Genomic DNA, 15,008 nt, shown 5'->3' on the forward strand with positions numbered 1-15,008 from the left:
GAACCGTCATGGCATGGATCACATCCGCGCGATGTCACGCCGCGCGGTCCACGCACCTCTTTGTCGGTGACCATCGTGGACAGGAGACAGTGATGACATCACCGACATCGAACCAGCCGAACAGTGGGCGCAACCGGCGCTGGTTTCTCGCGGCGACCGCGGCGGCGGGAGTGGGCGTCGCGGGCATCGCGGCAGGCGCGCGATTTCTCGACGCGAGCGCGGGTGACGCCGCGGCGAACAACGCCCCGCGCACCCGGATTCGCGACGTCCGGGTTTTCGACGGACGTGACGTTCGCGAGCGCGCCGACGTCGTCATCCAGGGCGGGGTGATCGTCGGGTCCGCAGGCCCGATCGACCTCGACATCGACGGATCGGGCAAGACCCTGCTGCCCGGTCTGATCGACGCCCACACCCACGTCTTCGACGGCAGTCTCGCCGAGGCGCTGCGCTACGGCGTCACCACCGAGCTCGACATGTTCTGCCCGCCGCAGGTGCTGGCCGCGCAACGCCGACTCGCCGCCGAGCGTGACGACGTCGCCGACCTGCGCAGTCCCGGTACCCTCGCGACGGCGCCCGGTGGTCACCCGAGCCAATTGCTCGCCGTACTGGCGGGCACCGGCCGCCCCGACCTGGTGGCGGCCGCGAAACCGTTCGACACGGTCATGGGTCCGGCCGCCGCCGCGGCCTTCGTCGAGGCACGGGTGGCCGAGGGCGCCGACTACTTCAAGATCGTCATCGACGACGGCGCCATGCACGGCACGACGCTGCCCGCGCTGACCCCGGAAACGGTCACCGCGCTGACCGACGCCGCGCACGCGGCGGGTCTGCGGGTCATCGCGCACGCCATCACCGCACGCGAGGTGGCCATCGCCCTGGACGCGGGCGTCGACGGATTCGGGCACGTCTGGGCCGATATCGACGACGACGCGACGATGCGTCGCCTGGTGGACCGCGTTCGCGCCGACGGCTCCTTCGTGATCAGCACGCTCGCCTATTTCGAAGCGACCGAACAGCAAGCGGGCTCGGCCGACCACACCGGGCACGGCACCTTCGCCAACGCGATGCGCGCGGCGCGAGCCCTGCACGAGGCAGGCGTGCCGCTGCTCGCGGGCACCGACGCCACCCCGTTCGTCCCCGCCCACGGCGTGGGACTACATCACGAGCTCGCCCTGCTCACCCAGGTCGGCCTGACGCCGAGGCAAGCGCTGGCCGCGGCAACCAGCCTGCCCGCCGAGTACTTCGACCTCGCCGACCGCGGCCGGATCGCGGAAGGCCTGCGTGCCGACCTGGTGCTGGTGGCAGGCGACCCGACCCGTGACATCACCGCCACGACCGCGGTGGTCGACGTCTGGCGGCGCGGCGTCCGTGCCACGCCCCGCCCATCGAATTAGAACGTGTTCTATATTCGAGGGAAAGTTCCGGCGACCCCTCGGGAGTTCACGACATGTATCAGTGGTCCGATGAAGACCTGATGTTTCGCGACGCGGTGCGTGGCTTCATCGCCAAGGAGGTCACCCCGCACATCGAGCAGCTGGAAAGCGGCGCGCTGCCGCCGTTCGACATCATCCGCAAGTTGTACGCGGCGTTCGGTCTCGACGAGATGGCGCGGGAAGGGCTCGAAAAGGCCCTCGCCCGTGAAGAAGCCGGCACCGTCGGCTCGGGCAAGTCGAGCGGCGGCTTCAGCGGCGCGGGCAGCATGGGCGTGGTCCTCAACAGTGAACTCGCCGGTGTCAGCCTCGGCCTGGTGGCGTCGATGGGGGTGAGCCTCGGTCTCACCGCGGGCACCATCCGCAGCCGCGGCACGCTCGCCCAGAAGAAGCGCTGGCTGCCTGAGCTGGTCACGATGGCCAAGGTCGGGGCCTGGGCGATCACCGAGCCCGACTCGGGTTCGGACGCTTTCGGCGGCATGAAGTCCTACGTCCGCCGTGATGGCGAGGACTACATCCTCAACGGCCGCAAGACCTTCATCACCAACGGCCCGCACGCCGACGTCACCATCGTCTACGCCAAGCTGGACGAGGAGGACGGCGTCGACCGGCGCGATCGCAAGGTGCTGGCGTTCGTGCTCGACAAGGGCATGCCCGGTTTCACGCAGAGCCCCGCGTTCAAGAAGATGGGGATGAACTCCTCGCCCACCGGCGAGCTGTTCTTCGAGAACGTCCGCATCACCCCGGACCGCCTGCTCGGCGAAACCGAGAACCCGGCGAAGGGCGACGGAAAGGCCAGCGCCAAGGAGTCTTTCGCGGCCGAACGCATCGGCATCGCCTCGTTGGCGCTCGGCATCATCAACGAATGCCATCGCCTGTGCATCGACTACGCCAAGTCCCGCAAGCTGTGGGGCAAGGAGATCGCGCAGTTCCAGCTCATCCAGCTCAAGCTGGCCGAGATGGAGATCGCCCGAATCAACGTGCAGAACATGGTGTTCAACGCCATCGAGCGCACCGCCGCGGGCGACCAGGTGACCCTCGCCGAGGCATCGGCGATGAAGCTCTACTCTTCGCGCGCCGCCACCGAGGTCGCGATGGAAGCCGTGCAGCTGTTCGGCGGCAACGGGTACATGGCCGAGTACAAGGTCGAGCAACTGGCCCGCGACGCCAAGTCGCTGATGATCTACGCGGGCAGCAACGAAGTCCAGGTCACCCACATCGCCAAGGGCCTGACCGCCGGGTAGTCCGCTCGTATACTACGAAGATGGGACTCCAACGGAATGTCCTGGTCAGCGCCGTGGTGGTCGTCGCTGCGAGTGTCGCTCTCGCGCCCTCGACGTCGGCCACCCCGCCCTCGGGTGTGACCGTCGAACCGCTCACACAGGTCGATGTGAGCGGGTTCAGTCCCTTCGCCTCGCTGCCGAGCAAGTTCACCTTCCGGCGCATCACCATCGCGCCGGGAGGAACGCTCGGGTGGCACTATCACGACGGCACCGTTCTCGCCGTCGTGACCACGGGCGCGGTGACGCGATACGAGACGGACTGCGTGCCGATCACGTACTCGGCAGGCCAGGGATTGTCCGAGACTGTCGGCCCCGACCACGTGCACGTCGGCCGCAATCTCGGCACCGGGCCCGCCGAACTGTATGTCGCCTACCTCAATCGCGCGGGTGAACCACTCTTCGTCGACGCCCCCGCTCCGGACTGCCCGTAGTCAGGAGCCGAGGCACGCTCCGGCGCCGCCCGCGGCGAACGTTTCTGCGCTGCAATAGGTGGTCCGCGGGTAGTACGGGCCCATCGTGGTGGCCGGGTCGGCGCCGGAGTCCTGGGAAGCCTGGACCGAGGAGGGATAGAACGCCGCGCTCGGGGTCATGTTCCGCAGGAACAGCACTTTGTCCACATCGGTGCTGCCCCAGGGAATCACCGTCACGCTCGGATCGAGGTTCGCGGGCAGGTCCGCGGGCGCGGCGACCACATAGGTGTAGTTGCCCGACCCGTCGATCGCGGTTTGGAAGTCGGCCGCGCAGGCGACAACCGGATAGGGCGAGCGCAGGTCGTTCTGGCACATCGACCAATACCGCACCTGCTGGCTCGGATCGGTCGGCGATTGCCCCGCCCTGGTATCCGGGAAGGTCGGGGCCTTGCCGCGCACCACCAGCAGGCGCCCCGGCTGATAGCTGATGCGCGTCCCGATGTATTTGTTGTCGCCGTTCGGGAAGAGCCCGGAGGTGCTCGCCGGGTTCCCGAACGTCGCCTCCGGCGCGGTGCCGGGGAACGCGCCCGAGGCCGCCGCGGCGATCGCCCGATCGAAGGCGTCCTTGGCGACGTCGGCGACCGGGCCGGTGTAGGTGGACGGGTCGAATGGCTGCGCGCACGGCTGGCTCGGCACGTCGGCGCCCGCGATCGAGAGCTTCACCTCCGGCAGCGGCACACCGCCACTGAGCGAGGCCGGGTCGGTCGGAACATAGACACGGACGATGATGAACCCGATCGGGGTGCTCTGCCCATTCGCGACAGCCTGCAGCTCGTTGCGGCTGTGGTCGGCCGGGCCGTTGACCAGCTTGGCGTGCCAACGCTGTTGCGACGCGGGCAGTGATGCGGCGCCTGCGTCGACGTAGGGGTTGGCACTGCCCGGGTCGGCGACGATCTGGTTGTCGCGCAACGTGTCCACCGTGTCGAGGTCGGTCCCGTAGGTGTTCAGCGAGAAATACCGGGCAGCCGGATAGCTACCGGACAGCTCGATCGAGTCACCCGGCCCCAGCGCGTAGGGCATCATCCAATACGTCGAGTTCGCGTCGGGGAAAGCCACATTCAGCACGGTGCTGTTCGACATGAACCGCCACGCGCACAGCGCCGAATCCGGCGGGTCCGCGGAGGCCGGTGAGGCAAATCCCACCGCCGCCGAAATCATGGCCAGCACACAACCCATCCGGACGAACAAGGCCACAACCGAATGCATGACGATCCCTTCGCTGCGCTAGAGCTGTCGAAGAATCCGTGCGCCCACGTCATCGCGGCCGCGTCCCGCAGCAACATAGTGCCACTACAAAGAATCGAACCCCGAATCGACGTGGGGCCGTGCGGTGCGAGCTTCAGCTACCACCGAGGAGGCTGCGGTGGAACTCGGCCTGACCCCTCCCATCCGGTTGCCGCCGCAGACCGGGTGCGACACAACGGATCATGGCTGGGGTTTGCCCTAGCACAGTTCGGAGTTCGGAATGTCGTTCGAAACCCAGTTCTTCCATTGCTCGTCGCTTGGATTCGAGGTGAGTTTGTCGCAGAGCTCGTCCCTCCACGCGGCGGGCGCCGGGAGCTGCCAGATCCCGCCGCCCACAAACGGAGGCTTGCCGTCCAAGGAGAGCCCCGTGGCAACAATGAAAACGCGACGTCCGTCCTTGCTGAATTCAATAATTGGGGTCAAGCCGACCGGGGCGGTGTCGATCGGTTGGCCGATCTGAAGTCCGGTGTGGGCGTCCCAGAAACGCAGCGTGTGGTCTGTCGAGGCGGAGACGAGGTACCTGCCGTCGGGGCTGTAGCCGGCGGAATCGACGGACTTGTCGTGACCTTCGAAAGGCTCTCCGACGGCGTCGCCGCTTTCGGCGTCCCATTGGCGGATCGCCTCGTCGTCTGCGACCGCGATGCGCCGGCCGTCATGACTGAGTGTCATGGTCGTGAAGGAGCCCTCGATTGTCTTGCCGACCGGTTGCCTCGTTGAGGTATCCCAGATCCGGACGGAGTCGCTGCTGAGGGAATACAGACGACGGCCGTCCTCGCTGAACGCAATTTCCTTCACGCCATATTTGTGACCTGTCAACGGTTCGCCGACCTTCCGCCCCTCTGTCCAGTCCCAGAGCCGGATCGTGTTGTCACTGCTTCCAGTTGCGAGTGTCTTCCCATCCGGACTGAACTTCACCGCATTCAGTGTGTCGTTGTGCCCTTTGATCGGCGCGCCGCGCTGCCGCCCATTTGCTGCATCCAGGACACGGATATCGTTGTCTCGGCCCACAACCGCGAGCCAGCGTTCATCCGGGCTGAAAGAGATCTGCATGCCTCCTCGGAGTGCCTCGGAAACGATCACGGCCCCAACCTGTTCACCGGTGTCGGCGTCCAACCGTCGCAGCGCACCGTCACGAAGGACCACGATTCGCGGGCGATCCGTTCGGTTGTCCACCCCGTGCCTGGTTTCCATCGTCGTCAGCTCAACCGCTTTGCTGCCGCCTACCTCGGTGGTCAACGCGGCATCGGGATCGGCGTGGAATACCTGGGCGGTATCGTCGGCTACCGCAACGATTCGATTGCCGTCAGGAGTGAAGGCGACGGACTGGACGACTGCATTGAGACCGAGCGGATTGCCGACCGGCTGACCGGTGTTCGGGTCCCACAGCCGTACGGTTTTGTCGCTGCCGCCTGTGACGATCCGGCCCCCGTCCGGGCTGAATGCCACCGATACGATGTCGCCGAAATTGCCGGTTACCGGGTTTTCGACTTTGGCGCCGGTATCGGCGTTCCAGATCCGCAACGGTGTGCCTTCGCTCAACAATGTACCGAGGCCGAAGGTGTTGCCGCCGGCGGCGATGAAGTGTCCGTCGGGACTGAAGCTCAGACTCGATATCGCTTCGCTGCCGGCGAGGCGCGGGCCGTCGGTAGGTGCTGTTTCGCCGAGTGTCGCGCCGCTTTGGGCATCCCAGAGCTTTACAGACCCCTTGAAACCTGCTGAAGCCAGGCGGTTCCCATCCGGGCTGAACGCCAGAGCCCGCACCTGTGTGTCGGACCCACCCAGCGAGGGCGCTATCTGCTGCCCGGTCCGGGCGTCCCACAAACTTGCGTGATCCGCGTAGCTTGCGGCGACCCGGTTACCATCCGGGCTGATGACAGCGGCTTGCAGCCGGCCTTTGCCGCCCGTCACAGGCGGCCCGATCGGCTTACCCGTGGCCGAGTCCCAGACCCGAATGACGGCGTCCCGGTCACTCAATGCGAGATACCGCCCGTCCGGGCTTACCGCCTCGAGTGTGCCGTCGGCAGCGAACGGCTCTCCGATCGGCTTCGCCGTATCCGTGTCAACCAGCTTGATTCCGGACGGTGTGCGCGTGGCAATCCGCCGACCGTCGGCGCTGAGCACACCATCGCCCATCCCCAGGTCGATGATCTTGTGCAAGCGCGCCTCGTTCCGCAACGTCGTCACCAGTGCGCCGAGGTCAGGATTCTTCGAGATATGTTGCGCTGCAAGCAGTTTATCGAGTGCCTCCAACTTACCGCCAGCCCGGTCGCCTGCCAACATCGCCTGCGCCTGCGAGGTCAGACGCCCGACGAAAACCTCTCTGCTGTGGGCATCGGCCTCATTGCGGGCGTCGGCGGCCGACCGCCAATAGATCGCGGCCACTACAGCCAGCACGACCGACACGACGCACACCACTGCCAGCACAGCCGATAGCCGCCTGAGCCGCCGTCCCGCCCGCCGCTCACCATCGAGTTCGGCCTCACGCTGGGCAGCAGCGTCCAGCAGGGCTTGCTTCTCCCGTTCGGCACGGGCCGCATGCGCCGCGCGTTTCTCGTCCGAGCGTCGCCGGTCGCGGTGTTCGCGCACGACGCCCGTGAGCACATCGTGCGTCAGTTCGATCCGTTGCGCGCCGCGGTATTCCTCGAGCCGCACCAGGCGCGAGCCGATCAGCCGAGCGAGTTCGTCGTCGGTCAGCCGTGATGGCACCGCGTCCTCACGGGCGTAGCTGTCGCGAAACCCCTTCTCGGTGATCAGCTCGGACTCGATGAACTCCGCGACTCGCGGCGACAGATCACGCACGCACGACACGTAGTAGTTCGACAGAATGTCGCGCTTGGCGTCCTCGACCAGCTGCTGGTCGAAGTGCGCCTGACCGCGTCGCTTCCGCTCTTGGTTGAGCTCGCGGCAGAACAGGCTCAGCAGCGCGGGCTCCACCTCCGATGCCGCGAGGTCGTCATCGACGTCGACCCACGAGGCATCTCGGCCGAGGTGGAGGTCCTCGCCGGCGATGATGCTCACCACCCGGCGCGCGAGAGCATCGGTGATCATGTGCTCGGCCGGCTTGTGGACCGCATCGAACGCCGCGTCGGCTCTAAAGGGAAGCAGCCGCATCCGCGAACGTCCCAGCGCGGGAATGAGCGGGCACCATTCCTCGAGGTTGGGAAGAAAGTCCTCCCGCAACGTGATCAGCAACTTGAAATTCTGCGACCGCAGCTGGAACCGACCGGCCTCGGCCTCATCGTTGTCGATCCGTGCCGCCACATCGTCGGAAATCCGGTTCTCGGCAAGGTCGCCGAGGTCATGCATGAATTCCCGGACGAGATCTGGAACGCGCTCACCGAGGGTGAAGAGCTCCTCGAACTGGTCGAGAACGATCACCGGCGTGAGCGGGTAGTTCTGTGCACTCCAGAGTTCGAAGTCCTTGCGATGCAGGTACTCCCAGAGCGATTCGTCGTCGGCGGGCAATATCGCATCGGGTGCGGCAGCCCGGATCGAGTGGTGCACCGAACGGTGTAGCTGGCGAGACAGCGCCGTCGCATCCAGTGCGAGATCCAAGCGTATGTAGATCGGCAGGAAGTTCTCGTCGCGAAGTGCGGGAAAAAGGCCGGCCCGCAGCAGCGACGTCTTCCCGAGGCCGGACCGCCCGTACAAGATCGTGACCGGAGCATCGCGCACGTGGTTCAGCAACGACTCTGCTTCACGGTCGCGCCCGAAGAAGAACGCCTGCCCGTTTTCGTCGAACGACTCCAGCCCCGGCCACGGATTCTCGCTGTCGAGTTGCCTGGCTTTCGTTACGAGAGTCATGCCGCTGCCCGCCGCATCGCACGGATTTCATCCTGCAGCATGGCGATGAGCCCCGCGTCCGGCTCGCCTCCGGGTGCTCTACCGAAGTGCAAGCGCCCGAAGCAATCTGGCATCTGCCGGTATCGGCTCGGGTTCTGATCGTAGTTGTCGTCGATAACCACGGGCACGATGAAGCGGCGGCTCGGGATTGAGCGTGCACGATCTGCCGCCTCGTACCATTCTTTGAAAACGTAGCCTTCTTCCGCATGCTCGGTGTTCGCGGAGATGATCGGGACGAACAGACGGACAGTTCGGCGGATACTGCTCAGGATCTCGTGTTCCCAGGCATCTCCTGGGCTGAGTCGCCGCTCGTCGAGCCACACGTCCCCACCTAGATTCGAGATGGCATCGCACACCCGTCGGGCCGCGTCCGCGTCCTCCCGCATGTAGCTGATGAAGATCGTCGGTGCGTCAGGACGCGAAAGATCGGCGGCGCCAACCACATCGTGCCGCCTCGGAGCAGTCTGCTGCTGCCAGCGCGCTCGCAATTCCGCGACAAACGCCGCTGGTTCGATGTCCAGTTGCTGGACCAGAGTCTTCCGGCAGTACGTTGCGAAAAAACTCGAAAGGGAAGGTTCTCGTGACGTCGAGCAGCCGGCGAGGAAGAACGGAATACGTTCCAGCGACAACCGAGTACTGCTGGACATACGCAAGAGGAACCGTCCGAGCCAGTCGGGGATCTCGCAGCCGATGAAGAGTAGCGGATGTTCTTTCAGCTGATAGCTGACCCAGTCGGGAAGGCTCGCCTTTTCGCTGAGTAATGCGTGCAGCCACTCCAGCCGGTCTTCCTCATGGATCGCATACTGAGGCGTGGAAGCGGCTTGACCGTACAAATTCAGCACGACGGTATCGGCGGCCGTGGCCGGTTGGGCATTTCGCGACTGTTCACTGGTGGATTGGTTGGGCGAGAATGAAATCTCTCTTGCGCCCGGCCGTCCCTGGAAACGGACCGTGTTCACTGCCTTCGCAAGCACCCGGTCGGGCGTCGTGCTCACGAACAAGCGCAGGTCATCGATCGCGGCGAGGTTGCGAAGCGCATCACCGGGCTCTGGATCGACCTCCACGATGATGTCGTTGATGACGCGATACAACCGCTCTATCTCGTCTTGACCGCGCTCGCGCACAAACGCCGCCACCGCTTCATCCATGGTGGTCATTCCGGGCGGCACGGAGAGGTTCCAGCGTTCAGCAAGGCGTTGACCGATGAGCGTGGTGAACGTCTGATCGGCATTCCCGATATCGACCCTGGTCACGCCGGGCCCCACAACCGGCACCAGAACCCGCTGCCGGATATGCGCGAGAAGATCGTCCCAGAAATCGTCGTTCATGCCCAAACACTCGTTCCGGATTGCGCCACAAAACACCCGTTCACGCTGGGGTAGCGCAGCACCAGCGTGAATCGCCTGCGAATGCGTCTAGAACCGAGTTCAGAATAGAATCCGACGTAGCCGCGCCGTAGAGTAGTCGACTACTCGAACTTCGCCGGGCATCAGTTCGGCTGTGGCTGCCAACCGGGACCTCGGAACAGGAAGCCGAGCTTGTGCGAGAATTTCGCAGCGTTCTTGACGTCCTGCCAGATCGCGACTATCTCGCGGGCATTGATCTTTGCGATGTTGTAGGTGTTGACGTTCTTGGTGAGGCCGTAGATCGCCCGCTCGCCCTCCCGCTCGAAGGAGCCGAAGATGCGGTCCCAGATGATGAGCACACCACCGTAGTTGCGGTCGAGGTATTCAGTGTTTGAGCCGTGGTGCACGCGGTGGTGGCTCGGCGTGTTGAACACGAATTCGATAGGCGCCCAGAGTTTGTCGATGGCCTCGGTGTGGATGCCGAACTGGTACAGCAGGTTGATCGCGTAGGCGGCGGCGATGATCTTGCCATCGATTCCCGACAGTGCCAGTGGTGCGAGGAACGGCAGGGACGTGACAACCAGCCAAGGCGTACGTAGTGCCGTGGTGAGGTTGAAGCTCTCGCTCGAGTGGTGCACGACGTGGACCGACCAGAACACCCGGATTTCGTGGTGCGCGCGGTGAAACCAGTAGTAGGCGAAGTCGACCCCGATAAGTGCGACGGCCCACGCAACCCAACCCTCGAGGTGCCACGGCACCAGCGAAGAAACAGACGCGAAGATCGCGAGTTCCGCCAGCGCCCATGGAATGTTGAGGAGTTGGTACCCCAGACCGGCGGCGATGGAGGTAGCTGAGTCACGGTAGTCGTACGGTTTGCCGTGACGCTCGAGATACACGAACTCCGCCGCAACGGCGACGATGAAGACCGGAATTGCCAGCCAGATCAGCACGGTCGAGACATCCATGCCGGACATCGCAGACGCAAGTCGGGGAATGACGATGACTACGGCAGCCGTGCTCAGTCCCGCGAGGAGCACTCCGCAAGCCAAGATGACTCTGGTCCGGCTGCGGGCCCGGAACTTCTCCCGCCACGCCTCGGCGATCGATTTCATGCCACTCATAGGTAAACCATCGTCCGGAGCGGCGCTCCACACCAGAAACCCAAGGTGTGGCTGATCGCCACCTTGTCGCCGGCGCGACCGAACCAGCGGGGTCAGGTCAGGCCGTCGCCTGCCAGAGGCCCATCAAGCCATGATTTCGAGTGCACTGACCAGGTGCGGCGGGGCAGCATCGGTCCGGCAGGAAGCTGGTCCCGAATTCTCGGCGGATTTTTGGTCACAGCCCGCAGTTGACGACAGTTCAGGCCCAGTGACCGGCTGACACCGTGCGGTCGGGCGGGATGCGCTCAGGCCACAGCACGACCCCGACCAGTACGGCCAACGGCAGGCCAGTTGCGACGGCGAACCCGAGCGTGATCACCCGTCCGCCCGCCCGCTGGTCTCGGCCACGGTCAGAGGCCGTCCGTCGCGCTGTTCGGCTGCGGTAAGCCATGCGGCTACGTTGTCGAGCGACCCGTGGCAGACGACCCGGAACGGGCTGTAGAGCTCCCACCCATACGGCGGTTCGGGCGCGCGGCGGAATGCCATTGACCGGCTCGCTCGGTTAGCGCGTCGAGCTGAGGTTTGATCGCGTCGAAAATGAGCTCGGAGCGCCCTGGCATGTAGACGACCCCTCGGACCTTCATGGTCCGAGGGGTCGTGTTGTCCAACCTTCTCGGCGCTATGACTTCGGCGTGTTGTATTCGGCTGCAGGCAGGTCGAATTCCTGGTTTTCATATGTCAACGGCGTCCGGGACCACCCCGGTCGAAAACATGGAGCCTCCGACCCTGGTGGCAGCGGCTTATGCCTCGCAAGTGTTGCGAGCTGGGGCGCCGTTGAACATCTGGTCGAGTAGGGGCTGGGTCCACAGGAAGTTGGCGGCGTATTCGTTGATGTTGTGGCCGGGGCCCAAGCCGGGCAGGAAGTCCGGGACCGGGGAATTGACGAGGTCGACGGTGGCGCCGCGTGAACACCAGCTCTGGGCCACCTCGCGGGCCTGGTCGGCGGGCACGATGTCGTCGTTGTCGCCGGTGACGATCAGGACGGGTGCGCTCGGCGTGCCGTTACCGACGCGGTGCTCGTCGAGAATCGCGCTCAGCACGGGGTTTTCGATCAGCAGCTCGGCGATCGGACGTCCGCTGGTGGTCCACTGCTTCGATTGCTGCAGACCGTAGGTGAACGTGGTCTCGAACAGGCACTGGTTGCGGACAGTGTTCAGCATGGCTATGCCGGCCGGGTTCAGAATCGCCTCGATCTCGGGCACGGCTTCGGGATAGACGGCCATCACACTGTTGAGGTAGTAGCCGACGGCGCCGGCTATCGCGGTGCCGTCGAAGTAGCTGAGCACGTCATCGAGGTGCGAGACGGGCGCACCGGCGAAGGTGCCGCGCAGGTCGAGTTCGGGCGCGTAGGTGCCGGCGGATTCAGCGGCCGCCGCCGCCGCGCCGCCACCTTGGGAGTAGCCCCAGATTCCGACCGGACCGTTCGAGGGGATGCTGGTACCCGGCAGACGCTGTGCGGCACGGGCGGCATCGAGTACCGCGTGCGCTTCGGCGGCACGATTGAAATAGGTGTGGGTGCCCGGGGTGCCCAAGCCCTGGTAGTCGGTTACCACCACGGCGATGCCGCGCGCGAGCAGCAGATCGATGAACGCGGTCTCGTATTCGAGCATCACGTCCAGCAACGGGCTGTAGTGGATCAATCCGGTGAGCAGCCTGGAAGGCGCGCACTGATCGCCTTGACCGTGGGTGCCGACCGTGAAGGTGACCAGTGGACGCTCGCCCGGGCCGTGCCACGGCATGAACGGATCAAGAACCGTCGCCGAGACGGCCATCGGGGCGCCGAGCGCGTCCACGCTCTGGTAGCTGATGAGGGTGGACCGGGCCGGCGCTGTCAGGATCGTCACCGGTTGGCTGGCGATGATGTCGCCAGGAGCGGCCGACGGCAGCGGATTCGCCGAATAGGGGTCGGCGACGGCGATCGGGTCAACCGCTGGTTGCGCGTGCGCGGATGCTCCACACAGCAAAGCGATGGTGGTGGCGACACAGCCGACCATCACGGTCGGCCGCTTCGGCACGGAGAGTCTGAAGGCGAAATTCATCGCAGGGCTCCACAATCGAGGGAAGGGCAGGTGCGCGTCGATGTCTGATCACACGCGCTGCCCCGCATCCCTGATCATCTCTGCACCCGCACCTAGTTGGGCATCGACAATTGTCAGATTTACAACATAAACCAGCCGATGGCCAAATATCGTTGATCTGGAACATCGGCAAGCAGTGGCAGGTCAGTGCGGCCTGATCTGCGGGTGAACCGCTCTTCGTCGATGCCCCCGCTCCAGACGGAGTGCAGGTTGCCTCGGCCCGGAAGGATCGACGTGAGCACACCGCAACGCAGAATTCGCGATCTGGTCTACGACATCTTCGCCACCCAGGGCCGCGCGCCATCGATCGCCGAGCTGGCGCGATTGACACAGAGCACCAGCGAAGCAGTCCAGCGGCTTCTCCACGAGCTGGCCGACGCGCATGCGCTGGTGCTGGCGCCCGATGGCGATGCGGTGCGCATGGCACACCCGTTCACCGCCGCGCCGATGGCGTTCGTGGTGACGCCGGCCGAGGGGTACGACGACCGCCGGTGGTGGGGCGGATGCGCGTGGGACTCCTTCGGCATCAGCGCGGCGCTGCATCTCGACGTCCGCATCGATACCGCCTGCCCCCACTGCGGCACCGGGATCAGTTTCCGCTCGGGACCGGATACCGAACCGCCGGCCGAGCTCGTGGTCCGATTCCCGCGCCCGGCAGCACAGTGGTGGGACGACGTCGTCGCCACCTGCACGATGATCCGCATGTTCTGCGATCGCGAACACGCCGAGCAGTGGACCGCCGACCATGCGCCCGGCAGCGGTTACATCGCGGACGGGAGAGCGGTATGGCGTCTCGCCGGCCCCTGGTACGGAGACCGTCTGCACCCGGACTTCGAGCCCCACACTCGCGAACACAACCAACAGCTGCTCGATGCGTGCGGGCTCACCGGATCCTTCTGGCAGCTGCCCTAGGCACGCGGTTCTGGATCAGGCAGCAGCGTGGTTGTTCGCGTCGATGCTCTCGACGAACCGCTCGACGCTGTCGAGAGCGCCCCGTGCCTCCGATAGCCGTGAGTAACCCATCTGGAACACATGGAACATGCCGGACCACACCTCGAGCTCGCATCGTCCGCCTGCTGAGCGCAATGCCGCGGCATAGATCTCGGAGTCCGAGGCGAGAACTTCGCTCCCACCCACTTGCAACAGCATCGGCGGCAGGTCGGGTCCGACCGCGCCGAGCACATCCAGGCGCGGATCACTGAAATCCGCCCCGCGCAGATACGTCTGCATGATTCGCCGACCCGTGCGGCCGGAGACGAATTGGTCCCACACGAGTTTGTTGTGTGCCTGCGCCAGTTGCCATGTCGGGTCGACGACGCTCGAGAACCCGACCACCGCGGCGGGCTGTTCGAGACCGAGTTCGCGTAGTTGGCCACACAGCCCCAAGGCGAGGTGGCCACCGGCTGAATCGCCCATCACGATGATCTCGCTCGCCTGGTGTCCCTGCTTGATCAACGTCAGGTAGCCATTGAGAATGTCGTCGTGGGCGGCCGGGAAACGGTACTTCGGCGCCAACCGATAGCGCACGGCGAAGACCGGTCGATGCAGTCGGCGCGACAGTTCCGAAACCAGGCCACGATGGGTCCACGGGCTGCAACTGATGTATCCGCTGCCGTGGATGAAATAGATCAACCGGCCGCCGGGCTCCGGCTGCCCGCCCACCCATTCGCCGACGGCCCTGCCGTTGGGCCCCGCGGCATCGACCTTGGTGTGCGGGAGTGTCGGACCGAACCACATCCGACAGGCCACGACCTGCGTGAAGCGGTAGCCGCGAACCCCGATCGACGAGTGCAGCGGCAGTAGCCACAGTGTCGGCCGAACGAAGATCCGCGATGCCCAGATGGTCAACCGTGCCGCGAATGAGCGCTTCACGGCTATTACATGATCATCAGCGCCGGTGTGTACAGCCATGTCGATCTACCCCAATTTTCGTCTTATCCGGCCGCCCGTTGCTGTTCTCGAATCCCGTTGTCGCCGATCACTTCTGGACCCGCTGGTGAACATCGGTCATCAGGTGTTCACCAACGCCGTGTCCTGTCGGGCAGGCGAGTATCGGGGGGGGGCCCCCCGCGGGGGGGGGGGGGGCGGGCCCCGGGTTGGGGGGGCGGTGGGGTTTTCTAAAACTAGCGCCCCCCCCACCCTGTTATATATTTGGG

Annotated in this window: 11 protein-coding genes; 4 read left to right on the forward strand and 7 right to left on the reverse strand. The window is 65.1% G+C overall.

What is annotated here, in order from left to right; all coding sequences use genetic code 11:
* Positions 1–92: 92 nt before the first annotated feature.
* Genes ACFWPX_RS05020 through ACFWPX_RS05030 form a run of 3 tightly spaced genes read left to right on the forward strand, consistent with a single transcriptional unit; the run spans position 93 to position 3,141 of the window.
* Entirely contained in the window at positions 93–1,391 is a 1,299-nt protein-coding gene (locus tag ACFWPX_RS05020) for an amidohydrolase family protein (protein ID WP_378926262.1), read from the forward strand.
* A gap of 53 nt (positions 1,392–1,444) precedes the next feature.
* Positions 1,445–2,671, forward strand: coding sequence for an acyl-CoA dehydrogenase family protein (locus ACFWPX_RS05025; RefSeq protein ID WP_378926264.1), 1,227 nt, complete (start codon positions 1,445–1,447; stop codon positions 2,669–2,671).
* Positions 2,672–2,691: 20 nt separating this feature from the next.
* Entirely contained in the window at positions 2,692–3,141 is a 450-nt protein-coding gene (locus ACFWPX_RS05030; protein WP_378926267.1) for a cupin domain-containing protein, read from the forward strand.
* On the opposite strand, the gene ACFWPX_RS05035 is transcribed toward ACFWPX_RS05030, so the two are convergent.
* The 6 genes from ACFWPX_RS05035 to ACFWPX_RS05060 form a co-directional block, all read right to left on the reverse strand.
* Entirely contained in the window at positions 3,142–4,338 is a 1,197-nt protein-coding gene (locus ACFWPX_RS05035) for a hypothetical protein (RefSeq protein WP_378926551.1), read from the reverse strand.
* A gap of 285 nt (positions 4,339–4,623) precedes the next feature.
* Entirely contained in the window at positions 4,624–8,229 is a 3,606-nt protein-coding gene (locus ACFWPX_RS05040; RefSeq protein ID WP_378926269.1) for a hypothetical protein, read from the reverse strand.
* Positions 8,226–9,596, reverse strand: a complete 1,371-nt coding sequence (locus ACFWPX_RS05045; protein ID WP_378926274.1) for a toll/interleukin-1 receptor domain-containing protein — start codon at positions 9,594–9,596, stop codon at positions 8,226–8,228. Before ACFWPX_RS05045 ends, ACFWPX_RS05040 begins: the two co-directional genes overlap by 4 nt.
* A 161-nt stretch (positions 9,597–9,757) precedes the next feature.
* Positions 9,758–10,735, reverse strand: a complete 978-nt coding sequence (locus tag ACFWPX_RS05050; protein WP_378926275.1) for a sterol desaturase family protein — start codon at positions 10,733–10,735, stop codon at positions 9,758–9,760.
* 354 nt (positions 10,736–11,089) lie between these two features.
* Positions 11,090–11,260: a hypothetical protein gene (locus ACFWPX_RS05055; protein WP_378926276.1), complete on the reverse strand. Its 171-nt coding sequence runs from the start codon at positions 11,258–11,260 to the stop codon at positions 11,090–11,092.
* 254 nt (positions 11,261–11,514) lie between these two features.
* Positions 11,515–12,813, reverse strand: coding sequence for a lipase family protein (locus ACFWPX_RS05060; protein WP_378926277.1), 1,299 nt, complete (start codon positions 12,811–12,813; stop codon positions 11,515–11,517).
* Between the two features lie 273 nt (positions 12,814–13,086).
* On the opposite strand from ACFWPX_RS05060, the gene merB reads away from it, so the two are divergent.
* Positions 13,087–13,764 (forward strand): organomercurial lyase, encoded by a 678-nt coding sequence (gene merB / locus ACFWPX_RS05065; protein WP_378926278.1) that lies wholly within the window; start codon positions 13,087–13,089, stop codon positions 13,762–13,764.
* 15 nt (positions 13,765–13,779) lie between these two features.
* On the opposite strand, the gene ACFWPX_RS05070 is transcribed toward merB, so the two are convergent.
* Positions 13,780–14,724: an alpha/beta hydrolase gene (locus ACFWPX_RS05070; protein ID WP_378926279.1), complete on the reverse strand. Its 945-nt coding sequence runs from the start codon at positions 14,722–14,724 to the stop codon at positions 13,780–13,782.
* Between the last annotated feature and the right edge of the window lie 284 nt (positions 14,725–15,008).

This window comes from Nocardia sp. NPDC058518 (genome assembly GCF_042719655.1).
In the GTDB taxonomy this organism is placed as follows: domain Bacteria; phylum Actinomycetota; class Actinomycetes; order Mycobacteriales; family Mycobacteriaceae; genus Nocardia.